Source organism: Methylocystis rosea (genome assembly GCF_003855495.1).
In the GTDB taxonomy this organism is placed as follows: Bacteria; Pseudomonadota; Alphaproteobacteria; order Rhizobiales; family Beijerinckiaceae; genus Methylocystis; species Methylocystis rosea_A.
Window position 1 is genome coordinate 3,430,809 of the sequence record NZ_CP034086.1, and the last position, 23,979, is coordinate 3,454,787.

At 60.8% G+C, this 23,979-nt stretch carries 41 protein-coding genes; 27 read left to right on the forward strand and 14 right to left on the reverse strand.

Translation table 11 applies throughout. The features are described 5' to 3' along the window. The first annotated feature begins 8 nt into the window (after positions 1-8). Positions 9-209, forward strand: a complete 201-nt coding sequence (locus EHO51_RS16725; protein ID WP_124739816.1) for a CCE_0567 family metalloprotein — start codon at positions 9-11, stop codon at positions 207-209. A gap of 24 nt (positions 210-233) precedes the next feature. Then, complete coding sequence (gene fdxB / locus EHO51_RS16730; protein WP_026222705.1) at positions 234-533, forward strand: ferredoxin III, nif-specific; 300 nt, start codon at positions 234-236, stop codon at positions 531-533. Between the two features lie 56 nt (positions 534-589). Here the strand turns inward: fdxB and EHO51_RS16735 are convergent, their stop codons facing one another. The 4 genes from EHO51_RS16735 to EHO51_RS16750 are packed head-to-tail and all read right to left on the reverse strand — an operon-like array spanning position 590 to position 2,547. Further along, positions 590-904 (reverse strand): hypothetical protein, encoded by a 315-nt coding sequence (locus EHO51_RS16735; RefSeq protein WP_026222706.1) that lies wholly within the window; start codon positions 902-904, stop codon positions 590-592. Between the two features lie 2 nt (positions 905-906). Continuing rightward, positions 907-1,161 carry a hypothetical protein gene (locus EHO51_RS16740; RefSeq protein ID WP_124739817.1) on the reverse strand — a complete coding sequence of 85 codons (255 nt, stop codon included), beginning with the start codon at positions 1,159-1,161 and terminating at the stop codon, positions 907-909. A 15-nt stretch (positions 1,162-1,176) separates the two neighbouring features. After that, the gene (locus tag EHO51_RS16745) at positions 1,177-2,031 is read right to left on the reverse strand and encodes a sulfurtransferase (protein ID WP_124739818.1); all 855 of its coding nucleotides are present in this window, start codon (positions 2,029-2,031) and stop codon (positions 1,177-1,179) included. Between the two features lie 60 nt (positions 2,032-2,091). Further along, on the reverse strand, positions 2,092-2,547 hold the full coding sequence (locus EHO51_RS16750) for a hypothetical protein (protein WP_124739819.1): 456 nt from the start codon (positions 2,545-2,547) through the stop codon (positions 2,092-2,094). A gap of 144 nt (positions 2,548-2,691) precedes the next feature. On the opposite strand from EHO51_RS16750, the gene EHO51_RS16755 reads away from it, so the two are divergent. Together EHO51_RS16755 and EHO51_RS16760 are read left to right on the forward strand one after the other, a co-directional pair. Further along, positions 2,692-4,299: a flavin monoamine oxidase family protein gene (locus EHO51_RS16755; RefSeq protein WP_124739820.1), complete on the forward strand. Its 1,608-nt coding sequence runs from the start codon at positions 2,692-2,694 to the stop codon at positions 4,297-4,299. Beyond that, entirely contained in the window at positions 4,296-4,754 is a 459-nt protein-coding gene (locus tag EHO51_RS16760) for a Rieske (2Fe-2S) protein (RefSeq protein WP_124739821.1), read from the forward strand. The genes EHO51_RS16755 and EHO51_RS16760 overlap by 4 nt, the downstream gene beginning before the upstream one ends. Before the next feature lie 243 nt (positions 4,755-4,997). Here EHO51_RS16760 and EHO51_RS16765 read toward each other — a convergent pair whose 3' ends face one another. Further along, positions 4,998-5,588, reverse strand: coding sequence for a hypothetical protein (locus tag EHO51_RS16765; RefSeq protein ID WP_029652196.1), 591 nt, complete (start codon positions 5,586-5,588; stop codon positions 4,998-5,000). Positions 5,589-5,853: 265 nt separating this feature from the next. On the opposite strand from EHO51_RS16765, the gene EHO51_RS16770 reads away from it, so the two are divergent. The 12 genes from EHO51_RS16770 (at position 5,854) to EHO51_RS16825 (ending at position 12,267) form a co-directional block, all read left to right on the forward strand. After that, a complete protein-coding gene (locus tag EHO51_RS16770) occupies positions 5,854-6,174 on the forward strand; it encodes an iron-sulfur cluster assembly accessory protein (protein WP_014892118.1) in 321 nt (106 codons plus the stop codon). A 64-nt stretch (positions 6,175-6,238) separates the two neighbouring features. After that, positions 6,239-6,538 (forward strand): NifU family protein, encoded by a 300-nt coding sequence (locus EHO51_RS16775; RefSeq protein WP_124739822.1) that lies wholly within the window; start codon positions 6,239-6,241, stop codon positions 6,536-6,538. Between the two features lie 12 nt (positions 6,539-6,550). Then, entirely contained in the window at positions 6,551-7,738 is a 1,188-nt protein-coding gene (gene nifS, locus EHO51_RS16780; protein WP_124739823.1) for a cysteine desulfurase NifS, read from the forward strand. Between the two features lie 32 nt (positions 7,739-7,770). Beyond that, positions 7,771-7,986: a putative nitrogen fixation protein NifT gene (gene nifT / locus EHO51_RS16785; protein WP_018406774.1), complete on the forward strand. Its 216-nt coding sequence runs from the start codon at positions 7,771-7,773 to the stop codon at positions 7,984-7,986. A 5-nt stretch (positions 7,987-7,991) separates the two neighbouring features. Further along, positions 7,992-8,855 carry an SIR2 family NAD-dependent protein deacylase gene (locus EHO51_RS16790; protein WP_124739824.1) on the forward strand — a complete coding sequence of 288 codons (864 nt, stop codon included), beginning with the start codon at positions 7,992-7,994 and terminating at the stop codon, positions 8,853-8,855. Between the two features lie 404 nt (positions 8,856-9,259). Continuing rightward, positions 9,260-9,562: a nitrogen fixation protein NifZ gene (locus EHO51_RS16795; protein WP_014892123.1), complete on the forward strand. Its 303-nt coding sequence runs from the start codon at positions 9,260-9,262 to the stop codon at positions 9,560-9,562. Between the two features lie 11 nt (positions 9,563-9,573). Next, entirely contained in the window at positions 9,574-9,813 is a 240-nt protein-coding gene (locus EHO51_RS16800) for a nitrogen fixation protein NifZ (RefSeq protein WP_026222711.1), read from the forward strand. An 8-nt stretch (positions 9,814-9,821) separates the two neighbouring features. Next, positions 9,822-10,187 carry a DUF3024 domain-containing protein gene (locus tag EHO51_RS16805; RefSeq protein WP_245434640.1) on the forward strand — a complete coding sequence of 122 codons (366 nt, stop codon included), beginning with the start codon at positions 9,822-9,824 and terminating at the stop codon, positions 10,185-10,187. A gap of 22 nt (positions 10,188-10,209) precedes the next feature. Next, the gene (locus EHO51_RS16810) at positions 10,210-10,476 is read left to right on the forward strand and encodes a hypothetical protein (protein WP_124739826.1); all 267 of its coding nucleotides are present in this window, start codon (positions 10,210-10,212) and stop codon (positions 10,474-10,476) included. After that, positions 10,473-11,684 (forward strand): DegT/DnrJ/EryC1/StrS family aminotransferase, encoded by a 1,212-nt coding sequence (locus tag EHO51_RS16815; protein WP_124739827.1) that lies wholly within the window; start codon positions 10,473-10,475, stop codon positions 11,682-11,684. The genes EHO51_RS16810 and EHO51_RS16815 overlap by 4 nt, the downstream gene beginning before the upstream one ends. Positions 11,685-11,713: 29 nt before the next feature. After that, a complete protein-coding gene (locus EHO51_RS16820; protein WP_109024514.1) occupies positions 11,714-12,022 on the forward strand; it encodes a 2Fe-2S iron-sulfur cluster-binding protein in 309 nt (102 codons plus the stop codon). A 14-nt stretch (positions 12,023-12,036) separates the two neighbouring features. After that, positions 12,037-12,267 carry a hypothetical protein gene (locus EHO51_RS16825; protein WP_029652188.1) on the forward strand — a complete coding sequence of 77 codons (231 nt, stop codon included), beginning with the start codon at positions 12,037-12,039 and terminating at the stop codon, positions 12,265-12,267. A gap of 68 nt (positions 12,268-12,335) precedes the next feature. Here EHO51_RS16825 and EHO51_RS16830 read toward each other — a convergent pair whose 3' ends face one another. After that, positions 12,336-12,611 carry a hypothetical protein gene (locus EHO51_RS16830; RefSeq protein ID WP_040573635.1) on the reverse strand — a complete coding sequence of 92 codons (276 nt, stop codon included), beginning with the start codon at positions 12,609-12,611 and terminating at the stop codon, positions 12,336-12,338. A gap of 213 nt (positions 12,612-12,824) precedes the next feature. Between EHO51_RS16830 and EHO51_RS16835 the strand changes: the two genes are divergently transcribed. Further along, on the forward strand, positions 12,825-13,265 hold the full coding sequence (locus tag EHO51_RS16835; RefSeq protein WP_029652186.1) for a Rieske (2Fe-2S) protein: 441 nt from the start codon (positions 12,825-12,827) through the stop codon (positions 13,263-13,265). A 35-nt stretch (positions 13,266-13,300) separates the two neighbouring features. Continuing rightward, positions 13,301-13,468 (forward strand): hypothetical protein, encoded by a 168-nt coding sequence (locus EHO51_RS20585; protein ID WP_014892132.1) that lies wholly within the window; start codon positions 13,301-13,303, stop codon positions 13,466-13,468. Positions 13,469-13,498: 30 nt separating this feature from the next. Here EHO51_RS20585 and EHO51_RS16840 read toward each other — a convergent pair whose 3' ends face one another. Both EHO51_RS16840 and EHO51_RS16845 read right to left on the reverse strand, forming a co-directional pair. Further along, positions 13,499-13,765 (reverse strand): hypothetical protein, encoded by a 267-nt coding sequence (locus EHO51_RS16840; RefSeq protein ID WP_029652185.1) that lies wholly within the window; start codon positions 13,763-13,765, stop codon positions 13,499-13,501. 24 nt (positions 13,766-13,789) lie between these two features. Beyond that, positions 13,790-14,032 (reverse strand): hypothetical protein, encoded by a 243-nt coding sequence (locus EHO51_RS16845; RefSeq protein ID WP_029652184.1) that lies wholly within the window; start codon positions 14,030-14,032, stop codon positions 13,790-13,792. Between the two features lie 150 nt (positions 14,033-14,182). Here EHO51_RS16845 and EHO51_RS16850 point away from each other — a divergent pair, with 150 nt between their 5' ends. Next, positions 14,183-14,665 carry a hypothetical protein gene (locus EHO51_RS16850; protein WP_245434641.1) on the forward strand — a complete coding sequence of 161 codons (483 nt, stop codon included), beginning with the start codon at positions 14,183-14,185 and terminating at the stop codon, positions 14,663-14,665. Positions 14,666-14,708: 43 nt separating this feature from the next. On the opposite strand, the gene EHO51_RS16855 is transcribed toward EHO51_RS16850, so the two are convergent. After that, positions 14,709-15,032 (reverse strand): hypothetical protein, encoded by a 324-nt coding sequence (locus EHO51_RS16855; RefSeq protein ID WP_124739829.1) that lies wholly within the window; start codon positions 15,030-15,032, stop codon positions 14,709-14,711. Between the two features lie 161 nt (positions 15,033-15,193). Here EHO51_RS16855 and EHO51_RS16860 point away from each other — a divergent pair, with 161 nt between their 5' ends. Then, positions 15,194-15,622 (forward strand): Rieske (2Fe-2S) protein, encoded by a 429-nt coding sequence (locus EHO51_RS16860; RefSeq protein WP_018406789.1) that lies wholly within the window; start codon positions 15,194-15,196, stop codon positions 15,620-15,622. Between the two features lie 218 nt (positions 15,623-15,840). On the opposite strand, the gene EHO51_RS16865 is transcribed toward EHO51_RS16860, so the two are convergent. Continuing rightward, positions 15,841-16,554, reverse strand: coding sequence for a dienelactone hydrolase family protein (locus EHO51_RS16865; protein WP_029652181.1), 714 nt, complete (start codon positions 16,552-16,554; stop codon positions 15,841-15,843). Positions 16,555-16,692: 138 nt separating this feature from the next. Next, positions 16,693-17,061, reverse strand: a complete 369-nt coding sequence (locus EHO51_RS16870) for an SUF system Fe-S cluster assembly protein (protein WP_124740198.1) — start codon at positions 17,059-17,061, stop codon at positions 16,693-16,695. A 225-nt stretch (positions 17,062-17,286) separates the two neighbouring features. On the opposite strand from EHO51_RS16870, the gene EHO51_RS16875 reads away from it, so the two are divergent. After that, complete coding sequence (locus tag EHO51_RS16875) at positions 17,287-17,637, forward strand: (2Fe-2S) ferredoxin domain-containing protein (RefSeq protein ID WP_029652179.1); 351 nt, start codon at positions 17,287-17,289, stop codon at positions 17,635-17,637. A gap of 14 nt (positions 17,638-17,651) precedes the next feature. Here EHO51_RS16875 and EHO51_RS16880 read toward each other — a convergent pair whose 3' ends face one another. From EHO51_RS16880 to EHO51_RS16890, 3 genes are read right to left on the reverse strand one after another with little or no spacing between them, the layout of a single operon-like run. Then, on the reverse strand, positions 17,652-18,092 hold the full coding sequence (locus tag EHO51_RS16880) for a SufE family protein (RefSeq protein WP_018406793.1): 441 nt from the start codon (positions 18,090-18,092) through the stop codon (positions 17,652-17,654). Then, positions 18,089-18,676 carry an ankyrin repeat domain-containing protein gene (locus EHO51_RS16885; RefSeq protein WP_245434643.1) on the reverse strand — a complete coding sequence of 196 codons (588 nt, stop codon included), beginning with the start codon at positions 18,674-18,676 and terminating at the stop codon, positions 18,089-18,091. The genes EHO51_RS16880 and EHO51_RS16885 overlap by 4 nt, the downstream gene beginning before the upstream one ends. Beyond that, complete coding sequence (locus EHO51_RS16890; protein ID WP_018406795.1) at positions 18,618-19,049, reverse strand: response regulator; 432 nt, start codon at positions 19,047-19,049, stop codon at positions 18,618-18,620. Before EHO51_RS16890 ends, EHO51_RS16885 begins: the two co-directional genes overlap by 59 nt. 373 nt (positions 19,050-19,422) lie before the next feature. Between EHO51_RS16890 and nifH the strand changes: the two genes are divergently transcribed. From nifH to nifW, 6 genes are all read left to right on the forward strand, one after another. Beyond that, a complete protein-coding gene (gene nifH, locus EHO51_RS16895) occupies positions 19,423-20,310 on the forward strand; it encodes a nitrogenase iron protein (RefSeq protein ID WP_018406756.1) in 888 nt (295 codons plus the stop codon). A 72-nt stretch (positions 20,311-20,382) separates the two neighbouring features. After that, positions 20,383-21,087: a nitrogen fixation protein NifQ gene (locus EHO51_RS16900; RefSeq protein WP_124740199.1), complete on the forward strand. Its 705-nt coding sequence runs from the start codon at positions 20,383-20,385 to the stop codon at positions 21,085-21,087. Between the two features lie 137 nt (positions 21,088-21,224). Then, entirely contained in the window at positions 21,225-21,545 is a 321-nt protein-coding gene (locus EHO51_RS16905) for a HesB/IscA family protein (protein WP_018406797.1), read from the forward strand. Positions 21,546-21,628: 83 nt separating this feature from the next. Then, positions 21,629-22,828 carry a homocitrate synthase gene (gene nifV / locus EHO51_RS16910; protein WP_205788977.1) on the forward strand — a complete coding sequence of 400 codons (1,200 nt, stop codon included), beginning with the start codon at positions 21,629-21,631 and terminating at the stop codon, positions 22,826-22,828. Between the two features lie 26 nt (positions 22,829-22,854). After that, positions 22,855-23,631: a serine O-acetyltransferase gene (cysE, locus tag EHO51_RS16915; RefSeq protein WP_124740201.1), complete on the forward strand. Its 777-nt coding sequence runs from the start codon at positions 22,855-22,857 to the stop codon at positions 23,629-23,631. Then, positions 23,628-23,969 carry a nitrogenase stabilizing/protective protein NifW gene (nifW, locus tag EHO51_RS16920; protein ID WP_029649198.1) on the forward strand — a complete coding sequence of 114 codons (342 nt, stop codon included), beginning with the start codon at positions 23,628-23,630 and terminating at the stop codon, positions 23,967-23,969. Before cysE ends, nifW begins: the two co-directional genes overlap by 4 nt. The last annotated feature ends 10 nt before the right edge of the window (positions 23,970-23,979 follow it).

Genomic DNA, 23,979 nt, shown 5'->3' on the forward strand with positions numbered 1-23,979 from the left:
GGTCACTGATGAGCGAGATCGACGATCTGAAGCAGGAAATCAAAAAGCTTTCGGCGAAGGCCATGCAGGCCAAAATGGATCTGCATGATCTTTCGGAAGAGCTGCCGATCAATTGGCCCACGATCCCTGAGATCGCGCAAAGGGCGCATGAAGCTTTCGCCGAGCTGGAGAAGAAGCGCGCAAAGTTGAAGTCCCTGGAGACGGTCTAACTCGAGAAAAGAAAGTATACGGCCATGTCACAAGCGACGCGCGATGGGCGCGATTGGTGTCCAGAATACCTTGTTGCGATCGATCCCGGTAAATGCATCGGTTGCGGGCGCTGTTTCAAGGTGTGCGGTCGCGACGTGATGACGCTGAAAGGTTTGAACGAGGACGGCGAACTGGTTGCGCTGGACGACGATGAGGACGAAGAAGTCGAAAAGAAAATTATGGTGATGAATGATACCGGCGCCTGCATCGGCTGCGGCGCCTGCGCGCGCGTGTGTCCGACCAATTGTCAAACGCATGCGGCGGAAGACGTCGCGCTGGTTTGAGTAGAAAAAATGCGAGCCTCCGTCCAGGAGGCTCGCAACGCCAATCGTGAATTGCGCTACTCGATGCCCTGCTCGCGCGCCTTCCACATGGCGGCGATGCGAAAGCGCTCAGCGATCGCGATTGGATCGGCCAGCATCATCGCCTGAGCGTCGGCGAGCGCCTTCCTGACGGTTGCGGTCTCTTCCGCGTTCAGCGCCACGCGCCCGGCGACATGGGTCGCGTCCGGCATGATCGACCAGATTTTTCGCTTCGCGGGGTGCATCTTCACCTCGGTGAGATCGACCGCTTCGAGAGCGCCGTCAAGATAGAGCGCAAAGCCTTTGACTTCGAGTTTTCGTCCATCTTCAGTGATCTTCACGAGAGTCGTCATCGTCACTCTTCCTGTTGCGCGAGCCAGCCATAGCCGCCCTGATCCCAAAGTTGGGCGAGCAGTCTATCTGCATTCCAGTCGGGATATTGGAGCTTCAATTCGTCGTAATCCTTGAGAAAGCGCGCGGCGTCGTCGCCGTGCAATTCAGCGATCATTCCGTCGGCTTTGTTGTGGAGCGTGAAGCGCGTCCGATCGGCCGCGGTGGAGAGAGCATACTCGTCTCCCGTTTCGAGCTCATGGTCATCGCGAACGCTCACGCGCTGCTCTCCTTCTTAAGCCGCCACCGCCGCTTGTTCGGCGCGCTCCCACTCCGCCCAGGATCCGTCGTAGACGGCGACATCGCCCCGTCCGAGGAGATAGAGCGCCAGCGCGTCCATGCAGGACGTCATGCCCGAAGCACAGGTGGCCACGATCGGCTTGCTCAGATCCACGCCGGCTGCTTCGAACCGCGCGCGCAGCCCCTTGGAATCGAGGAGCACGCCTGTCTGCGGATCGACCAGATCGGCCCAAGGCACGTTCACGGCGCCCGGAATATGTCCGAGTTTCTTGAAGGGAAAGACGTCGGCTTGCGAGCCGTCGAATTTGCCCGGCCCGCGCCCGTCGACAATCTGCTCGCCGCCGTTCCCGACAACGCGTTTCATTTGATCGAAATTGCGGACGAGTTCGGGCCTGAAGTTCGGCGTGAAGGTCCTGGGCTGCGGACGCACCGGCGACATTTCGGTTGGATGTTTGGCGGCGACCCATTGGTTGAATCCGCCGTCGAGCATCGCCACGTTGTCATGGCCGAAGACGCGGAACATCCACCACACGCGCGCCGCCGCCGAACCGCCGAAGAGCCGGTCGTAGACGATCACGCGGTCGCCGTCTCCAATGCCGAGCAGTCCGACTTTTTTGGCAAAGTCCGCCGCATCCGGCAACATGTGCGGCAGATCGGAATTCGGATCGGCGATGTGATCGACGTCGAAATGAACGGAGCCCGGCAAATGCCGGCCGCGATATTGATTGCGGCCGTCGAGATTGGTGCTCGGATGATGCCAGGTGCAGTCGAGAATGCGAATGTCGCCGTCGCTCAGATGCTCGGCTAGCCATGCCGCGCTGACGAGCGCGCCGGTCAGGGGTTCAGCCATCGGTCGGACCTCTTGTCTGCAAGTTCACAATAGTCGCGCGTCGCCAAGCGTCGCCAAGCGTCACGGAGCGACGGGAAGCGGATAGCCGGAGCGCGGACGCGTGCCGTAATAGTCGGGCCGCTCCGGCCAATCGCCCTGCTTAATGGTGAATTTGACAACCTTCACTGGAGCGCCGGGCGAGCAGGAAACCTCGGCGAATTTGATTTCCCGATCGCCGCTGCCGGCGGAAAAATCCGCGACCACCGTGCCGTCGGCCTTGCGCGCCCGCGCAAATCCGGGGGTGCCGGTCGTGGACGCCGGAACGGAATCGGCGACGAACAAGGGCGTCTCAACGCCGTCGGTGGCGGGACCAAAAGCCGGCGAGGCGAACGTAAAGGCCGCCAGCACGCCGCTGCGGTCGACCGCTATGTTCGCCGTCGCGGGGCGCGCGACGGAGTAGACGGTCAACGTGCCGCCGCTCAGCAATTCCTTCAACTCGTCCGGCGAGCAGTTGGCGAATTCGGTGGCCAGATTCATCTTCGACTCCTTAGCTGTGCAACTCCAGCCGGGAGGTTCAAGTTTCGTGCCATGACGTCCGATAGATCAGCCGTTCGCGCGTCGCCGAGAATCTTGCACACTAATTGCTATCCACTGCATCGAACAGGGAGCGGACGACGCAACATGTTGGACGTGGCGATCATCGGCGGCGGGTTATGCGGTTTGGCGCTGGCGCGAAAGCTCCATCTGCGCGGACAAGACATTGCGATCTTCGAGGCGCGCGATCGCCTTGGCGGGCGCATTCTCACGGCGCCGCGCGGCGACGGCGGCGGTTTGGACCTTGGCCCAACTTGGTTTTGGCCAAAAACGCAACCGCTGATCGCGCAACTCGTCAAAGAACTGGCGCTGCCTGACTTCGCCCAGCACGATGAAGGCGCCGTGCTGCATTTGCGCGAAGGCGAAAAAAGCGCCGAACGCATCGAAGACAAGCGCCTTTACGACGACGCGCGGCGTTTGCACGGCGGGATGACGGTCTTGGTGCAGGCTTTGGCCCGCGCACTGCCGGCGGCGTCAATGCAGCTCGGTCACGAGCTGGCGGGCCTGCGCGATTGCGGCGACCACGTGATGCTCGAATTCAAGACCGGCGAAGAACCTATGGAGATTGCGGCGCGCCGCGTCGTTCTCGCTCTGCCGCCGCGCTTGCTGTGCGAGGCCGTTCGCTTCACGCCGCCTTTGGACGAGGCGACGGACCAAGCCATGCTTGGCGCCGAGACCTGGATGGCGGCGCAGGCGAAGGTTGTGATGGAATATCGCGACGCCTTTTGGCGGGAGCAGAATCTCTCCGGCTCCGCCTTCGTCACGCATGAGCAAGCCGTGATCGGCGAAATCTTCGACGCCTGCGACATGGCCGCGGGTCTTCATGCGCTCGGCGGCTTCTTGGCCCTCAACGCTGATTTGCGCGAGGCTTTCGGCGTAGGTCTGCCGGTGTTGCTTGAGAGTCAAATCTGCAATGTGTTTGCCCGCAATGTCGAACCATTGCACATTCACTATCAGGATTGGGCGAAAGAGCGACTGACGTGCAGCGCGGCTGACCGCGCGCAGCAGGGCGCCGACGGTACGCACGACGTCGCGAATCCTCTGTTGCGCCAAGCGCTGTGGGATAAGAAGCTCTTTCTCGGCGGCTCGGAAACCGCGGCGCGCAACGCCGGTTATCTGGAAGGCGCTTTGGACGCCGCGAGACGCATCGAGCGCGTCTTGGCCGGCATCGAGGCGAAAAAGGCGACCTCCGGCGACGCCCTGTTCGACGAAATGCCGGTGAACGAGGCGAGTCTGGCGCGTTTCTCCGCTTGGGTGGACACGCGCGCCGACGAGGTTTTCGAAAATTATCGCCGGCGGCTCAACCGCGCCCTGGCGTCGCAAGAGCGCGACAATCTTACGCAGGTGGCTGTGCTCGGGGCGATGGAGGAGGTGTTCCAACAAGCGCTGAGCCAGTTGGCGACGCTGCCCTTCGACATGGATGACGTTGCGATCGAACGCGGCCGCACGGCGCTGACGCCGCGCATCCAAAAGCCTTTTGGCGACTTGCTGCAGTCGATCATGGATGACGTGGTCGCCTTCAACCAGACGTCCTGCGCCCTTTCCAACTTCCCGGACGAACACAAATTGTCTCAAGAATACACCCGGGTCATCATGCAGGACATCGCCGCGGCCTGGCGGGAATTTTCGCTTGCGGCGAATGGGCTATTGCTGGCGAAGCGGCGCGAGGCGCAGGAGCAGGAGATGTCGCGATGAGCGAGCAGGGAACGACGATCGAGCAGAACGAGGCGACGCCGGAAGTCGTCGTTTACGCCTTTTGCGCAATGAGCGACATTCCAAGCCAGAAGGCGCGCGGCTTCAACCTCGTGCGGCTCGACGACAACGGCGAAGAGAAGCCGTTTCCGATCGTCGTCGTGCGCTGGGGCAAGCAAGTGTTCGGCTATCTGAACAAATGCCCGCACGACGGCGTCAATCTCGATTGGGAGCGAAATACGTTTCTCGAGCCCAATTACGGGCTGCGCCTAATGTGCGGCAAGCACGGCGCGCTGTTCGAGCTCGGCACCGGCATGTGCATTGAGGGCCCGTGCAAGGGACGCGGCCTCGTTCCGGTGCCTCTCGCGATCATCGACAATGACATCTGCGTCGTCGGCGTCAAACTGGCGGAAGATGTCGACGAAGACGCCGAAGAAGGGGAATGCGCCGGCGAATGACGCGGACGCGATCCGCTTCCGCCTCAGCGGAAAGTTCGCCCGAAGCCGTGGGCCGGCGGAGGTAAAGATTTGAAGTCCGCGGCATCGTCCCCCGAATCGCATCGCGATTGGAACGGTTCCCTAGCGCACGCCTCTCGCAAAAACTGTCTCCACGTTTTTGCGGCTATCTAGTGCAGGGGACGGGAGCCGGAGACGGTCGGGGCCGGCATCAGCCGCCGACCCCGGCTCCATGGATCCACCGGATCAAACCGGCCGGTTTTCGTTACGGTTCTTGACGGGCTCCATGCGCTCGACGCCCTGTTGATACGCGATGACTTCGTAAGCGTCGTTGAACTTCTGCGCGGTGTCGAGAAGAACGTCGAGCTTGCCGCCGGTGTCGAGCTTCTTGATGTCATTCTTGTCGACCATGGCGAGATCCATCATCTCCTTCCAAACGGTCGATTCATCGCAGGGCAGCACATTGTAAGTGATCTCGCCGAGCTTGACGCGGAATTTCGCGAGCAGGTCGATATTGTTGCAGAACATGAAGTAGGCGCCCGTGGGCGAGAGAAGATCGCCGATCACTTCATGGGCCGCTTCGAGATAAGCGAAATTATGCAGATAGCCGGCGAGGATCGGGATCGTCGCTTCGCCTTCGTTCGCGTAGGTGAGCACCTGCTCGATGCTATAATCCGGCGGCCGCTTCTCGTCGGCCAGCTGCGCCTGGAATTTTAGCGCGATATCGCCCCGAAAACCGAAACGTCCCGGCTTGCCGGTCGGCCCCTTAAGCACTGCGTTGAGCAGGCGGCCCTCCCGATCCAGCCGAGCAAGGGCAGTCTTCTCAATTTGAGTCATCGACAGTTCTCCGCTTTGCAATCCGTACGCAGCATCCGCGCGGGGGATCCTTCGTTACGCCGCGCCCCATGCAAAAACTTCGCCGCAGTTTCGAAGCCTCGATGGCGCGATCGGCGCGACGGAACCGACATGGGCCGGTTGGCAATGTACGAAACAAGACAAAACCTCCCGATATTTCGGGCTCCTGCGCCGTTTCGCGCGCGATTGTCGCGGCACATGAATTGCTTTGAGTGAGGCAGCCGCATTTGGATACTGGAAGAACGACATGATCAACCTGACCGACAGCGCCCTAAATGCAGTGCAGACGGCCATTTCGAGCGCCGCCGATCCCGTCGATGGGCTGAGGATCATGGTGGAGGCCGGCGGTTGTGCTGGCTATCAATACAAAATGGGTCTTGTGCGTGAAGCCAGTCCCGACGACACGGTGATTGAGCGCAGCGGGGTCAAGGTGTTCATTGACAACACCAGCCACGAACTCCTGACAGGCACGACCATCGACTATGTCGTCGCGGTGCAGGGCTCGGGGTTCACCTTCGACAATCCGAACGCGCAATCAAGCTGCTCCTGCGGCAAGTCTTTCGGATAATCTCGGCCCGACTTCACAATTCATGAGAGCGCGTCCGCGGGACTGCGTTGCGGAGGACGAAGCTATGTTGCACGACAACCAGAAGAACGAAGAAGCTGAACAGATCGAAACGGCTCCGTCGCCGGAGCGCGAGCAGGTCATTCGCTCCGTCATCGACCAGATTCGCCCCAATCTGCGCCGCGACGGGGGCGATTGTGAGCTCATCGAAATCTGCGGCAACAAAATCATGGTGCGACTCACGGGAGCCTGCGTGCTCTGCAAGTTGAGCAGCGCCACGCTCGAGGGCATCCAGGCCAAGCTGATCGAAGAGCTCGGCGAATTCGTGCGGCTCGTGCCTGTGCCGGGTGCCGCGGCGCGTCTTTGAGCGAGAGTGTCGATGCGGCGCGTCTATCTCGACAATAACGCGACGACGCGCACCGACCCTGAGGTCGTGGCGAAGATGCTGCCGTTTTTCAGCGAGGAATTCGGCAACGCCTCGTCATCACACGGCTTCGGCGTCGAGGTCTCGGGCGCGGTCCGAGAGGCACGGCGCAGCGTGCAGGCGCTGCTCGGCGCGGCGCATGATCACGAGATTGTGTTCACCTCAGGCGGTACGGAATCGGACAATGCGGCGATCTTGGCCGGGCTCGCGGCGCGCGAGGGTCACGACGAGATCGTGACCACGGCCGTCGAGCACCCCGCGATCCTGTCGCTCGTCGAACATCTGCAAAAGAACCGTGGCGTCACCGTTCATCTCATTGGCGTCGACGCGCGCGGGCGCATCGATCTCGACGCTTATCGCGCGGCGCTGGGGCCGAAGACGGCGATCGTCTCGGCGATGTGGGCGAACAACGAAACCGGCACGCTGTTTCCTGTCGAAGAACTGGCGCGTCTCGCGCATGAGGCAGGCGCTTTGTTTCATACCGACGCGGTGCAGGCGGTCGGCAAGATTCCGATCGATCTGAAAACGACGCAGATCGATTTCCTTTCGCTTTCCGGACATAAGCTGCACGGCCCGAAGGGAATCGGCGCGCTCTATGTGCGTAAGGGAACGAAATTCGCTCCGTTCCTTCGTGGTGGCCATCAGGAACGGGCGCGCCGCGGCGGGACAGAGAATACGCCGGGGATCGTCGGACTTGGCGCCGCCGCCGAATTGGCGCGATTGCGCCTGCAAGAAGACGCCGTCCATATCGCGGCCTTGCGCGACAGGCTCGAAACCGGCGTGACTCAGCGGATCGACGAGTGTCAGATTTCCGGCGACGTCGACAATCGGCTCGTCAACACGTCCAACATCGCCTTTTCCGACATAGAGGGCGAAGCGATATTGACCCATTTGGATCGCGTCGGCATCGCCGCCTCAACCGGCTCGGCCTGCACGGCGGGATCGACCGAGCCTTCGCATGTGCTGCGCGCGATGAACGTGCCGGATGAGGCCTTGCATGGCGCGATACGCTTCTCCCTGTCGCGAGAAAACACGATCGCAGAGATCGACGATGTGCTGGAGACGCTGCCCGGCATCGTCGCCAAGTTGAGAGAAATCGCGCGGGCGTCGCGCCATACGGAAGCGCAGCTGCTCACGAACTAGGGCGCGATGACCGCGCCAAAGGAGTCAATGTAATGAAGATCATGATCCGCCGTTCGCCAGAGACCGGCTTGTCGATCTACGTCCCCAAAAAGGACCTGGAAGAGCCGATCGTTGAAACCGAGCACGAGAGTTTGTGGGGCGGCTGGATCAAGATCGCCAACGGCTGGGTTCTCGATCTGCCCGAGATGGCGGCCGGCACTTCGCTCCCGATCACAGTCAATGCGCGCAAGCGCGGCGAGGGGGAGTGAACGCGATGAACGCGCCATTTGACAGCTATGTCCTCCTTGAAGGCGAGAAGGCCGAGGAAGCGCTCGGCGAAATCGCCGCTGAGCTGAAGACGGGGACCGTGATTCCCTATATCGGTCCTGGGTTGACGCAGCTCTCGCCAACCGAGGTGCCGATGACGCCCGAGACGCTGGCCGCGTTTTTCGGGACAAAGGTGGCGCTGCCAAAACGCGCCAAAGGCAACTGCTGGGCAAGCGCGCAGCACATCGAGAACATGAAGCATCGTTCGACCGTCTCGACGTTGATGTCGCAGGCCTTCAACGACAGCATCGCGCCGACGCCGCTGCATTTCTACCTTGCATCGCTGCAGCTGCCCATGATCGTCGACAGCTGGTACGACGCGACGATGCGTTCGGCGCTCGAAGGGCGTAGCGACTGGGGCGAGATCCAGGGCATCACCCGCGCCGGCATCGGCGAGGATCGCTGGTATCGGTTCTACGCAGCGGACGGAACGGAAGCCACCAAGGACCAAGCCGACGCTTGGAAGACCGTCCTCTACAAGCCGCATGGCAGCATTGCGCCCGCAAAGAATTTTCTGATCTCCGACGCGGATTACGTCGAGGTGCTGACAGAGATCGACATTCAGACGCCCTTGCCGGAGGCGGTAAAGAATCGCCGGTCCGAGCGCAGCTTCCTGTTTGTCGGCTGTCGCTTCCACGATCAGTTGTTGCGCACGTACGCCCGGCAGATCATGAAGCGCTCGACGACGACGCATCACGCCATCGTCGACCCGGCCGTGCTGACGAAAAACGAGCTGAAGTTTCTCACGATCCAGGGAATCATACCGATCGCGCTCCCCATCGATCGCGCATGCGAGATCCTGATCCGCTAAGCGATCGCTACCTTACTCTCGCGCCTGGCGCGGCGGCGGTCGAGCTGACCAAAGCGCTGGGTGATTCGTGCGCGTCGGCGGAAGATGCATGGCCGAAACTGCCGTCGCGTCTTCAGCGCAGAAGCGTAGCCAAACAAATTTCGACCGATGTTGCATTTTTTACATTCATTCTTGACTGCCATGTCTCGCTTGTCGGCAAAGGTACAGACCCGCAGCCCTTTTTCGCTCGGCCTCTTCACACTGCAGCGTGGCACGCATGTTGCCTCTTGTCGGGCGAGGTGACAAACGCGGCTTTGCGGTTCCGTCACGCAGTTCGACGGCGCCGACTCAGGTCGATGACGAGACGATTCCCGGCGGCTTGAGCAGCGTGCAACTGCAGGCCGGCACCACGGAAGAAGACAGCGATGAGCAACATCGTTCGCGACAGTGAAGTTTGTGAACTGACTGCGCCGCCCGTCTTTTCCTTCGGCGAAAAAGTGAAGGCGAAGCGTACGATCCGCAACGACGGGACATACGCCGGCAAGGAGATCGGCGAGGTTCTCGCCAAGAAAGGCGAGGAAGGCTACGTCGTCAGCATCGGCACCTTTCTCCAACAATTCTATATCTACGGGATTGAGTTCACCGAAAGCGGCAATCGCGTCGGCATGAAGCGCAAGGAACTCGAGTCGGCTAATCCGCGCGATGACGTCGATCTCCCGCTGCCTTGAGGAGTGTGAACGTGTTCGAACCACGAATGCCGAAATATCAATGGGGTCAGCGCGTAAAGACGCTCGTCGATCTGGTCAATGATGGAAGTTATCCCGACGAGAAACCGGAGGCGCTGCTCGTCGCCAACGGCGGTTTGGGCGAAATCGTGCAGGTCGGATCGCATACGGATACGAATACGCCGATCTATCTCGTTGAATTTCCTGACGGCCGTGTCGTCGGTTGTCTCGAGGAAGAGATCGCGCCCTTGTAAGAGGAGCGATGGCGAGCATGCGACCGACGGTCACGACACTCGGTGGGGCCGCGTCGGCTCAGCCGAACGAATTCGACTACAAGCGCATCGTGCGCGCCTTGGAACAACGGCGTCGCTACCGCTATGTCACGCCAGTCGTGACGAAAACGGCGAACGGCTATCGCATTCAGAGCCCGTGTTGTTCGCGGAACGTCGACCCGGACGGCGGCGTCATCGATATCGCCTTAGTGCTCTTCGACGAGCGCAAGGGCAATTGGCGCCTTCTTCGCAAGGACCATGCAATCGGCGTGTGGGAGCTCGACAGCGAGTTTCCACGTCTTGCTGAGTTGCTCGACCATCTCAAGGAAGACGCCGAGCGGCGCTTCTGGCAGTGAGTTTGATCTCGACAGAGGATAGATGATGGCGATCAGCGACGTGGAACTGACGGAGATCGAAAGATTGCTCGGGGCCGAGGCGACGCCGGCGCTTTCGGAGCTGCGCGCCAAATTCTCCCATCTCTCCTGGACGCGCTGCGACGTGTCGGACGTGCTCGAAACGCCTTTCCGCAGCTTTACGGCCTGCGACGTGCATTTGCTCGACGGCGCCGATCATTGCGTGACGGTTACCGACGATCCGGCGCGCGCCACCGGCGTTATCGTCGCCTTCCGGGGGAGTTTGCGATGAATGCGCGGGCCGAAGTGAACGATAAATTCGAAGCGAAGCCGCCTGCGCCCGCTGAGGCATTGGCCGGCGATCTCATTCCGCTCTCTGATCCCGACATCACGCTCGACGACATTGCCGCCGTCGAGGCGGTGCTGCGCTCCAGCCGCTTGTCCAGCGGCCCGGTGATGGAGGCTTTCGAAGCCGCCTTCGCCGCCTATCTCGGACGCAAATACGCCGTGGCTGCGCCAAGCGGCACGATGGGGCTGCTGCTCGCGCTCGCCGCGTATGAGATCGGTCCGGGCGACGAAGTGATCGCCTCTCCGCATTCCTTCCGCGAAACCGTGCATGCGATCGCACTTGCCGGCGCCAAGCCGGTGTTCGCCGACATCGACTATTGGTCTGGCGTCATTGCAAGCGGAAAGATCGAGGCGCTGATCACCGACAAAACGCGCGCGATCGTGGCGAGCAACACCAATGGCCATCCGGCGCAATGGGCGGAGCTGCGCGACATCGCAACCAAGCATAGGCTCATCCTGCTCGAAGATTCCACCGAAGCAATCGGCTCCAAATACAAGGGCGCGCTTGTCGGCACCTTCGGCGACGCGTCGGTGTTCGATTTCTCGCAGCCCGGGCCGCTGGTCTGCGGCGAAGGCGGGATGGTGGTCACCGACGACATTGACGTCGCGGTGGCGATGCGGCGCTTTCGCGCGCATAGACCGAGCGAGCGAGCATCGGTCGTGGTGGGCTCCAGCGCGCCCTATCAGGCGGCGATGAGCGACATGAGCGCGGCGCTGGGCATGGCGCAGCTGCGAAGGCTCGAAGAAATTCTCGAGAAGCGTAAGCTCATCGAGCACTACTACTTTAAGCACGTCAAATCCTTCGAAGGCATCAAAGATCCCTTCATCGGGCCAGAAGTCGACGAGGTGCACTGGTTTCTTTACGTCGTTCATCTCGGCACACGCTTCAGCAAATCCAGCCGCGACTCGATCGTCGAGGATTTGCTGGTCGAAAAGGTGGAAGCCGCCGCTTACAGCAATCCCTTGCATACGCAGCGGCGCTATTTCGACTACGGCTATCGTCGCGGCAGTTTTCTCGTCGCCGAAAAGGTATCGGACCGCGCCGTCGCGATGCCTTTCCACGTCCATCTGCAAGAGCGCCAAATCGCTTTCATCGTGCAGACGATGAAGGAGGCGTCGATCAATGTCGGCGCGGGGGCCGCCATTTACTAATCGTCTAGATCCCAACCAGGAGTATCGAAATGCCGACCGTAACCATCATGCCCTCCGGAAAGACGGTGGACGCCGCCGAGGGCGCAACCTTGCTGCAGATCATCATGTCGAGCGGCGAGGAGATCAATCACAAGTGCGAAGGAAAAGCGCAATGCGGCTCTTGCCACATCTACGTGCATGAAGGCCGCAAGGGCATTTCGAAGATCGCGCGCGAAGAGAACGAAAGGCTCGACACCATCGTTGGCATCGGCTCGAAGTCCCGCCTGGCGTGCCAGGCGAAGATCCTCGGCACGGAAAATGTCAAGGTCGAACTGCTCGGCTTTGCGTCGGGCCTATAAGGGAGGGGGGAGAAATGTCTTCCGACATCGTCATGCTTCATGTTCGCTTTGCGCCTGACGGCGGCGTCGTTGAAATCAGCGAGCGGCCGACGCCGAATTCCGCGCAGGCCTGGTTCGACTGGGTCAGCCTGAACGCGCCCGACGCCTATCAGGCGCTTTCCGGCGGTCGTGGCGTGTTCCGTCTGACGCGCGACAAGCTCGAAGAACTGCGCGCGAGCATCGCCGCCAACAATGCGGCGGCCTGATTTGGCCCATCGCGTCGCGTAAAAGGATCCCTTCCGCGAAGGACGTATTGCGGAAGGGAAGCTTGGTTTCAGGTCAGGAAGGTTTCGGCGAAACGGGCGCGCTTTTCGGCCGTGTCGAGCCCATTGGCGATGGGCCACTTATTGTCGTAAAATAATGAATTGACGGCGCGGCTGACTTCCTTGCCGCGCAAATACCAACGCACCACGCCATCGGGAAAAATCACCGCGGGGCCGTCTTCGCGATGGACGATGCCGTCTTCGACGCTGATGTGCGTCCCGGCGTAGAGGTAGCAGCCGGCAAGGCGCGAAAGATCGTCTTGATTGCGTTCGTCAACCTGGAGCATGACCACTTTTCGCCTCCGCTGAAAGCCTTCGACCTCTACGACGAAGCAATAATCGCGCTTGGCGCAGGGTTCGGCAAGAATAATGCTTGTTCGCGCCCTGGACGCGGCGCGAGGAAGATTGTTGTCTTTCAGACACTATCGCGCGCTGAAATTTCCGCTCTCGCGCGCGATGCGCCTACGCGGGAGTGGATAGACGACTACGGGGATTTTGGCATGCAGGGCGATGTGAGTCTCTATGTCATTTGCGCGCTCGACAGTCTGGAGCGCGGCCAAGCGGCGCCTTTCAGCCTGTCGCGCGTCACGGATGAAGGAGAAACGCGCCCCTTTTCGATTTTCGTCGTTCGGACCGAAAACGATCAATGCGTGGGTTATGTAAACATCTGCCCGCACCAAGGCTCCTGGCTCAACATCGGCGATGGCAAATTTTTTAGCGAGGACGGTCAAAGATTGCGTTGCGGCAGGCACAAGGCCGAATTCGACGTCGAGACGGGTGTGTGCGTCACGGGGCCGTGCGTGGATAAAATGATCGAGCCCGTCGCGCTCGTCGTCATGGATGGCGATGTGTGCCTGTGTGGCGTCAAACTCGCCGAAGAAGAGATTTCCGACGACGACGATCTGGACGAAACGATGGAGATCATGATCCATCCAGGCTGAGTGGCGCAGCGGATGGTACGTATGAAAGGCGCACGATGACCGTGGCTGAATTGATCGTGAAATTGGCGGAGTTGCCGCAGGAGGCCGTGGTGCTGATCGACAGCGACGGCGGGCTTTCTCGCGTCAGCGGATTGGACTTCGTCGAGGGCCAAGGTCCGGGCGCGCCGGCGGAAGTCATCCTCGCGCCGAGTCTCGACGAATGAAGGTTGGCCTCCCGGCTTTCGCCTGAGCCTTCACTCGGGGGCCGCTGAAGGCTCTCCGTGCAGCGGTATCCCAAAGAATGCCTCGTCGTCGCCGCCCCATGCCTTATGCAGCGCGAAAGCTTCGCGCCACCGGATTTGCTCCGCTTCCGTCGCCGCGCGATGGGTCACTTTCCCGGCTGGCTTTTCGGCGAGAAGAAACGCCTTACCGTTGCGCAAGAATCGATTGAGATCCTTCGTGTCGATCGGGCGGACGACGCAGCGCGGGTCTTCATCGATCAGAATGGTCGTCGGCAGCATGAGCGCAGCTCCCGTTGCGATGGATCAAAAACCTTCCGCCTTGCTTCCCCAGGGATGCGAACCGGGGACCAGCGAGGCCTTGATACCCGCCTTTTCGATATCGGCGAGGGTTTTGTAATAGGTGCCTTCATGCATGAGCGCACCGCTCTTGGTCATGATCGCCACATAGCGCGCCACTGTGTCGGCTTCGCATAAATAGCCGCCGCCTGGATCGCTCGTGCTGCGCGCGTTGCCGTCCCAGTCGATGAAAAAGCCTTCGTCAGCCATGTTTCCTCTCGCGTTGATGTTTGAATCCCTCACTCGGGAAGGCAGCAAGTTTCTTGCCAATGCCTTCGGCGCTGCAGCGGGAACGAGACTTGCTTGCAAAAGGCATGTTCGCGCGCAATGCACGCAAGCGCGCAATCGAAGGAGAAGCAGGTGGCTGACCTCGCGCATAGAAATGCATCGCTTGACGACATGAAAGACCTTTGGGCCTTGATGCGGCAAACGGCTGCCGACATTCCGTGTTCGATCGAAAGCGAAAGCGATCAGGAGCGGGCGCTGACGGAAATCATGAAGTGCTGCACGGCCGAATTCTCGCCGGTTATTCTCGATGCGAAGCGTAATGTCGTCGGGGCCTTGCTCGCGCGTCGCGATGAACTCGATTGGGGTCTGCGCAACATTGAAACAATCAACGTCTCGCTGGCGGCGGTGTCCGCCGACCATCGCGACAACGGCGCATTCAAAGTGCTGATCGACGCGATATTGAAGCGCAATGCGCCGGTCTATGTCGAAGTGAAAGCCGGCGACGCGCAGGGGTTAGCTGCGGAACTCAAAGGCTGCGGCTTCTCCTTGACGAAGACGGAAGAGGGCGCAGAACTCTACAAATGGGAGCCGATGGCGGAAGCCAAAGCCGCCTGAGATCGCTTTCCAAGCGTGGTGCGGGCGCGTCTCGCGCCGCGCTCTAGGCGCTCTCGTCTTGCGCTCCATAATCGGCGTAGGCTTTTTCCAGCAAGGCGACACAGGTCTTCAGACGCTGATACTCCGCCTTGTCGACCAGGACATTCTCCGCATCCGACGCCGGGCCAGGCGTCGGCGGCTTGGTGGCCTGGATCGCCTCGAACATGGCGGCTTGCAGGCGGAAGATGCGTTCGCTGGCGCGTTCGAGATAAGGTAGCGGATTGGCGCGAATATTCGCCTCATGCAGCGCGTCGAGTTCCAGCAATTGGCCGAAGCGCCGCTCCGTGAGGCGGTTCGACAAGCCGAAATCATGTTCGATGACGCTCATGATCGTCGCTCCTTGTTGGCCGGATCTATTGGCCAGAAGTATTGATGGGCTTCAATTCTTGCATCACAGCGCGCAACGCATGGCTCGTCAATTGCACGGGCAGGGCGCGTCGCTGAGACAGCGTGGTTTTGCAAGGCGCGCGCCAAACGAGGAGCCGGCGGATGAACGAACTCTATGCGATTTGTCAAACGGGGGAGATCGAAGACGGCGACGCCACGGGCTTCATTTTGATGCGGATCGAGGAGACCGGCGAGCCAAAGCCCTGGCCGATCCTGATCACGCGCAAAGGCAACAATTTCTATGGTTTCGAGAACGCCTGTCCGCATAAGGGCGAGCGTCTCGACGCGGAGGCAGGGCATTTTCTCGATGAAGAGGGGAATTTCCTCACCTGCGGCCATCACCAGGCGCAGTTCGATCTCGACACGGGGCATTGCTTCATCGGTCCCTGCCAGGGCAAGAAGTTGCAATCCATTCAAATCGTCATTGACGACGGCGACGTTTGCCTCACCGGCGTGGAGCTCGCGGAGGAGGATGGGTTGGGTCTCGAAGAGCCGGACGAGGCTCCCGAAGTCATGATCACGTCTGACTGAGGCAAGACCGCAGCTTCGTGAGTGTCTTGACGGAGCGTTCGAGAAGGCGCCGCCTTCCTGCCTCACATCGGTGACAATGCGCGGAGGTTTGCGATGTTTCAAACCATCCGCGCAACGACGAACCCTTCCTCGCCAATCTCGTAATCAAAAGCTTGTCTGACGCTTGACGTTGGACAATGGCGCCGCATGCGCCAAGGCGCTTGCGGCGAAGCGCGTCCTCACGCGTCCGGCGGACCCATGTCGTCGCCGCTCTTCTTCTTTTTCTTGTCGACCTTGGCCTGCGCATAGGAGCCGGAGTTCTTCAGCGCGATCGGCTTCTGACCCTCGACATATTGCGAGATCCAAAACAACGTGCGCTCGCGCGCCGATTGCGCGGCGGCTTCGTTGAAACTCTCCGCGGCGTCGAAATTGAAGCCGTTGCGGGCTTCGGGATAGGAGAAGGCGCTTACGTCGGGTCGTTGGGCGCGAAATTGGACGATTTCTTCCATCGGCAACGACGGATCATTTTCAGGCAGGTGCAGCAGCGTCGGAATTTTCCGCTTCACCCAGCGTTCCTCTGAAATTCCGGCCGGATAATAGCTGATCGCACAGGCGACGTCGCTGAGGCTATTGGCAGAAACATAGGCGAGATAGCCGCCCCAATCATAGCCGACGATCGCCACCTTGCCGACGCCCTTGACGGCGTCGACAGTAGCCTGAATGTCCTGCAGGGCCGTCGTGACGGAAGGACCGTCGCTCTCGCCTTCCTGAGACGCAAGCGCGGGCGCGATCGCGACATAACCCTCAGCCGCGAAGCTTTCGACTTCCTTTTGCAGATGTGGGGTGACGCCGTAAACGTCCGGCAGCACGACGACGGCGCCCTTGGGAGCCTCAGCGGGTTCGGCTCGATAGGCGGAAAAACTGCGTCCGTCTCCGGAAGTAAGTTCGATCATGACGGCCTCGATGTGCAGGAAGATTACGGAAGCTCTCGAAGAGAGACGGCGGAATCATCTCACGCCTGCACATCCCGTTGCGAATATCATGCCTGCATGACGAGACGCATCGTTCGACGTCTTGCCGAGCGACTCGGCTTAAGAGTCGAAAAATCCCAATTCCAGCTTGGCTTCGTCGCTCATCATGCTCTGATGCCACGGCGGATCGAACACGAGATTGATCTTTACGCTCGCGACTCCGTCGACCGCATCGACAGCCTTCTTCGTCATCCCGACCATTTCGCCCGCGACGGGACAACCTGGCGCCGTCAACGTCATGTCAATGTCGATGTCGCGTCGATCGATAACGTCGATGCGATAGATCAGTCCCAGATCGTATATGTTCACCGGAATTTCCGGGTCGAACACGGTCCGCAGCGCAAGGACGACTTCTTCATAAAGCGCCTGCGCCTCGGGCGAAGAATCGCTGCGGCCGACGCGACTGTTCGGCTCGGAAAGCTGTGTCATGTCGCTTCGTGGTTCCATCGGAGTATCCTACGTGGCGCGAGCCGCGTTCGCGACTGCTCTGTTCAAACGAGCAAGTAAGGCGCCAGTCAGCTTTGCTGAGGCTGGACTGAAATTTGCAATCATTCCACGTCCACGGTCCGCGGCGTCATGGTTGAGCGCCTTCGTCTACGAAGCGCATTTCTCACAGAGCGCCGTGTTACAATCCTCACAAAGGCTCGGTGCAGTATGTCGGATACGCCTGAAGAAGAATTTGAGCTTCCTCAACTTTACAAGCGACATGTCTTTGCTTGTTTCACGCAGCGGCCGCCGAACCATCCGCGCGGCAGTTGCGGCTCGCTCGGCGCGCAACCGCTTTGGGACCGGCTCGGCAAGCGCGTTGAAGCGGACGGCGGCGGAGAGATCGGCTTCACCTCCGCGGGGTGCATGGGCTTTTGCTCGGCGGGGCCGCTGATGGTGGTTTATCCCGAGGGCGTCTGGTATCGGCCGACGACGGCCGAAGACATTGACGAGATTTACGACTCGCATCTCAAGGGCGGCAAGCGCGTCGATCGCCTGGTGATGATCTTGTCGCGCTGAGCATTCCCGAGTGTTCAGGACACCGCGCTGGAGGCCGCGAGCAACTCGCGAGCCTCCGCGTGGATGCGCCCGACCATCGACTTGAAGCCGTTGGAGCGCTGCGGCGTCAGATGTTCGCGTAGGCCAAGACGCTCGAATAGCGCGACAGGATCCGCCTTTAGGATTTCCGCGCCGGTTTTGCCGGAGCAGAGCGCCAGCAAGATTGCAACGAGGCCGCGGACAATATGTGCGTCGCTGTCGCCGCGGATCATCAACGCCGGTTCGCCGCCGTTTGCGTCGGAAATCGTCGTCGCCAGCCAGACTTGGCTGGCGCAGCCCGAGACTTTATTCTGATCGTTCTTCAACGCATCTGGAAGCGGCTCGAGCATTTTGCCGAGCTCGATGACATAGCGGTAGCGGTCCTCCCAATCGTCGAGCAGGGAGAAATTTTCGATGATGTCGTCGATCGTCGTCATGTTTCGACCATTCCTTCAGCTTTGAGCCGATCGCGGCGCTGGCGCGACGCGATGCGCAAGACTTGGAGGCATTCGATGTTCGACGCCAGATCAAGCGCCGAAAATCCATCGACGTTCTCTTGCAGGGGATCTGCGCCAAGCGCCAGCAGGAGCGTCACGACCGCGGTCTTGCCCGCCGACGCCGCGTAGATCAGCGCCGTCGAGCCGTCGGGATTGCGATGGTGAAGGTTGGCCCCGGCGGCGGAGAGCAGCTCGATGACCTCGACGCTGTCCTGCTTGCACGCCAACCAAACCGCGTTGTTGCCATCACGCGTCATGGCGTGGAGATCCCCGCCCTCTGCAATGATTTCGCGCAACGCATCGACGTTCGCCTCGGCCGCCGCTCGAAGAAGCGGCGTGAGGCCGTCGACGCCGACGGCGTTCACGCCTTCCGTCGGAAAGCCTTGCGTCGTCAACCATTGCGTCAACTGCGGGGTAATGCCGTCGCTCCATCGCAGCGCCGACGAGACGTCGGCGTGTATTGAATTAAAGTAGCCCCAACTGCACGAGCGGCTTGGCGCCGCCGCGCCCGAGGACCGTGTCAACCTTCTGCCGCACATTCTCGATCTTCAGCGGTTTCACCAAGATGCCATGCGCGCCATGCTTCATCGCGTCGACCGCGAGCGCCTCGTCAGCTTTATCGCAGACGATTAATATGCGCACGCCGGCGAAACGCTCCGCCAATTCTTTAAGGACCGAGACGCCATTGCTCTTTAGAAAAGACGCCCCGAGCAGAACGACATCCGGCTTCAGCCAGCCGACGCCCTTTTCATAGGCCTCCTGGATGCTGGCGATTTCATGGGTCTCGATCTCGTCGTGCAGCATGAACTGGAGCGCGGCGCGCACGATCTCGTCTTCGTCGAGGACGAACACCCGCCGTTGATCGACCGCCTTCGCGGTTTCGACGCCAATCTGCATCCCTGCTCCTTTCGAATACGCCGCCAAATGCAGTGCAGAATTAATGAAGCAAGCTCTGTTCCAAATGTCGGGGATCAACGAGGGCGTGCGATGTTCTGTTCACAACAAATGTCGTGACTGTCGGCTTCCCTCACAAAAGCGGCCGATGTGGGCTGCGCTCATCGATTGATCAAATCACAAGAAAACAAGCGACTAGCAACAATTGCCGCACTGGCATGGCGGTTGCTACCTGTCGAATGCGAGTGAGGGCTGAACGCACGCCTACGTTACGCCGAGCGATGTGTTCCTTCCCATAACCCGCGACCAGTTTCTGATGCATAGGAACTGCCCAGTAACTCTGGGTAGCTGTCGAAGGGCTCAAGAGGAGACAGACATGTCGTCACTACGGCAAATCGCATTTTATGGCAAAGGGGGCATCGGCAAGTCGACGACGTCCCAGAACACGCTCGCCGCTCTGGCCGAGATGGGTCATCGCATTTTGATCGTCGGCTGCGATCCGAAGGCGGACTCGACGCGCCTCATCCTGCACGCCAAGGCGCAGGACACCATCCTGAGCCTCGCCGCCAATGCAGGCAGCGTCGAGGATCTGGAAATCGAAGAAGTGATGAAGGTTGGCTATCTCAACATTCGTTGCGTCGAGTCGGGCGGACCGGAGCCTGGAGTTGGCTGCGCGGGCCGCGGCGTCATCACCTCGATCAACTTCCTCGAGGAAAACGGCGCTTACGAAGACATCGACTATGTGTCCTACGACGTGCTCGGCGACGTGGTCTGCGGCGGCTTCGCCATGCCGATCCGTGAGAACAAGGCGCAGGAAATCTACATCGTCATGTCCGGCGAGATGATGGCGATGTATGCCGGCAACAACATCTCCAAGGGCATTTTGAAATACGCCAATTCCGGCGGCGTGCGCCTGGGCGGTCTGGTCTGCAACGAGCGTCAGACCGACAAGGAGCTCGAGCTTGCGGAAGCTCTGGCGAAGAAGCTCGGCACGACGCTGATCTACTTCGTGCCGCGCGACAATATCGTGCAGCACGCGGAACTGCGCCGCATGACGGTGCTGGAATATGCGCCGCAGTCCGAGCAGGCGAATCATTACCGCAATCTTGCGGTGAAGATCCACGCCAACCAGGGCAAGGGCATCATTCCGACGCCGATCACGATGGACGAGCTCGAAGACATGCTGATGGAGCACGGCATCATGAAGGCGGTCGACGAGAGCCAGATCGGCAAGACCGCTGCCGAACTCCAGGCGATCGCCTAACCCGTCAACGCATGAGCGTCGACCTCCCGCACGCGGGAGGTCGACGTTATGTTGTCAGCGGAGCGTGACGTGATGGTGCACGCCTTCCCCAATATCGAGAGCGGCGGCGGCGCTGCATCCGCGGCGGCGGAAAGCGGGCCAAGCGTTCGTGACGCTGAGAGCGCCTATCGCGAGCTGACTGGCGTTTTGCCCGAAGCGGCGAATATCGAAGCCGATGCGCATTTCGACCGCCACGTTCTGGCGTCGATCCTCGCCTTAGCGTCGAGCGAGGGCGGAAGTCTCGCGGCGCAAGCCGGTCTGACGGACACTGAACTCGGCGATCTCTTTTCTCACTACTTCGCTGCGCGAAGCATCGAATCTTCCGGCGACCGCGAGACGAGTCTCGCCGACGCGGACGAAATCGAAATGGTGCGGGATCTCCTTCTTGAGAATCGCTCCAGCGAGGGCGAATTCGGTCGCTGGCTCGCCGCGATGATCGCGCGCCGCGCCATGGAGCCCAACCATCTGTGGGAGGACCTCGGTCTTCGCGACAGATCTGAATTGACGCGGCTGATCGCACGCCATTTCGCGCCGCTCGCCCGACGCAACGACAAGAACATGCGCTGGAAGCGGTTCATCTACCGCATGATGTGCGAGAACGACGGTTTCGTCATGTGCAGCACGCCTGTGTGCTCGAACTGTGCGGATTACGCGCTCTGCTATGGCGCGGAAACCGGGACGAGCCGCGTCGCATCGGCGGCGCAAGCGCCCGCGACGCCTGCCGGACAGACAGTGTAAGTTCATTCGAACAACTTTTGTCGAGTTTTCGACAATCTCATAATTTGCTGGTCGGACTGGCGGTTTTTGCCCGCGTTGGCGATGGCATGTCGATTGCTTGATACAGGCACAGGCAAGTTCATCTCGGAGGCTCCAGTATGATCACGGTCTCGCAGGCAGCCGTCGCCGCGGTAAAGGATGCGATGGCGCGGGCCTCTCAACGAGAGGGTGGTCTGCGCATTCTGGTCAAGGAAGGCGGCTGCGCCGGCTACGAGTATGTCGTCGATCTAGATCCGCAGCAGAAAAACGACGACATCGTCGTCGAGGCGGACGGCATACGCGTGCTGATCGATCCGGCTTCGCGTCCGCGCCTTGAAGGCATGACGCTCGGCTTTCGCCAGGATCTCGCCGGCTCCGGATTCACCTTTGAGAATCCCAACGCAAGCTCCACCTGCGGCTGTCAAAAATCCTTCAACTGAAGGAGCGCCGGGATGCGTGAAGCGATTGTGCGGTTGTTCCTTGGTTGCATAGAAGCGGGCGCCTCGAGCGTTCGTATGAGCCGATGACGACATATGTGCCCCGAAAGAGTTGGCTCCCTCCCGTCGCTTCGCCGACGCAGAGAGCGCTGGATGTGGTGTTGAACGACACCACGCTTCGGGACGGCGAACAGGCCCCGGGCGTCGCTTTCACCTGCGAAGAGAAGCTCGAAATCGCACGCGCCTTGGCGCGCGCCGGCGTTACCGAACTCGAAGCCGGAACGCCGGCGATGGGCGCCGTGGAGATCGCGATGATCCGAGCGATCGTCGACGCCCAATTGCCGCTGCGCGCCATCGCCTGGTGCCGGATGCGCGTCGAGGACGTCGATGCGGCGCTGGCGTCGGGCGTCTCGATGGTCAATCTCTCCGTGCCCGTCTCGGAGACTCAAATCAGAGCGAAATTGCGTGGCGGGCGCGCCCAGGCGCTGGAGATGACGCGGCGCGTCGTCGCTTACGCGCGCGACAAGGGCCTCGACGTCGCGGTCGGCGGCGAAGATTCTTCGCGGGCCGAACCCGAATTCCTGATGGAGACAATGGCGGTCGCACGAGCCGCCGGCGCTCGCCGATTCCGGGTCGCCGACACGTTGAGCGTGCTTGATCCTTTCGCCGCCTTCGATCTGATCGCTAAACTGCGCGCGCAGAGCGATCTCGAAATCGAAATCCACTGTCACGACGATCTGGGCCTCGCCACCGCCAATACCCTGGCGGGCATCAAGGCAGGCGCCACGCATGCTTCGGTCACCGTGATGGGTCTCGGAGAGCGCGCCGGCAATGCGCCGCTCGAGGAAGTCGCCGTGGCGGCGCGTCAGCTGCACAAATATGAAACCGGGATTGTGCTCACCGAATTGCGAAACGTCGCGGCGCTCGTCTCCGCCGCGGCGCGCCGGCCGATCCCGCTCAACAAATCCATCGTCGGCGAGCACGTCTTCACACATGAATCCGGCATTCACGTCGACGGTCTGCTCAAAGACCCGCGTACCTATGAAGCCTTCGATCCGAGCATGCTCGGCCGTGCGCATGAGATCGTGATCGGCAAACATTCCGGCTCAGCGGCCGTCACCGCGATGCTGCGGCGATTGGATCTGTCGGTCAGTGTCGAGGAGCTCGGCGAGATCGTCTCCTGCGTGCGCGCCCATGCGCTTGATCACAAGGGGCCGGTCAGCGGCGAAGCCTTGACGTCGATCTGGCGCAATGTCTGCGCGAGCACTCATGCGAGAGGCATGTGAACGTCATGCTCGAACGGGTCGCCGCGATGACGAACGAGGCAGCGCAGACCAAGGCGGCGCCCACGGCGCCCGAGCCGACGCGTTTGCAACTGATCCGCGAAGATCTGGCGTGCGTGGCGACGCGCGATCCCGCCGCCCGTGGACGTTTCGAGACGCTGCTCACATATCCCGGGCTGCACGCCGTCATTTGGCACCGCCTCGCCAATTGGCTGTGGATCAACGAACATCGCTTCTGGGCGCGTCTGCTCTCCTGGTTCGCGCGCTTTCTGACCAATGTGGACATTCATCCCGGCGCGACGATTGGTCGACGCTTTTTTATCGACCATGGCGCCGGCGTCGTCATCGGCGAGACGGCGGTCGTCGGCGATGACGTGACGCTCTATCACGGCGTGACGCTCGGCGGCGTCTCGTGGTCGCCGGGCAAGCGCCATCCGACGCTCGAGGACGAAGTCATCGTCGGCGCCGGCGCAAAGATTCTCGGTCCGATCACAATCGGCCGCAATGCGCGTGTGGGCGCCAATTCCGTCGTGATCGAAAGTGTGATGCGCGACGCGACGGTGGTCGGAATCCCGGCAAAAATCGTGCACCGCGACGTCGGCCGCTGCACATTCGATGGCCGCATCAACCTCAATCACCATCTGATGCCGGATCCGGTCGGCGAGGCGTTCTCGGTCCTGCTCGATCGCGTCGAGTTCCTGGAGACGCGCGTGTCGCACCTGCAAAGGCGTCTGCGGGAACGCGAATCGACCATCAAGGCCCCTGATGGCGCCGCGCCAAAGGCGGAGCCGGCGGAAATCACATGAAGGAGACCAAAATGTCGGAGCCCGCCGTTCTGGAGCAACTGAAAAAGGCGTCCTGCGCCGAAGAGTTCTTCTCGCTGCTTGGCGTCGAATATGATCCGAAAGTGGTCAATGTCGCGCGCCTCCATATTCTGCGGCGTATGGGACAATATCTCTTCAGCGAGGATCTAGCCGAGCTGGACGACGCGACGGTGACCCAGCGCTGCAAGGATTTTTTGGAGCGCGCCTATCAGGACTTCCTGACGTCGACGCCGATCGACGAGCGCCTGTTCAAAGTTCACAAAGACGCCGTCAAGCCGGCGGCGCCGCCGTCATTGGTGCAGCTCAACGTTCTGAAGTGAACGCCTAAGG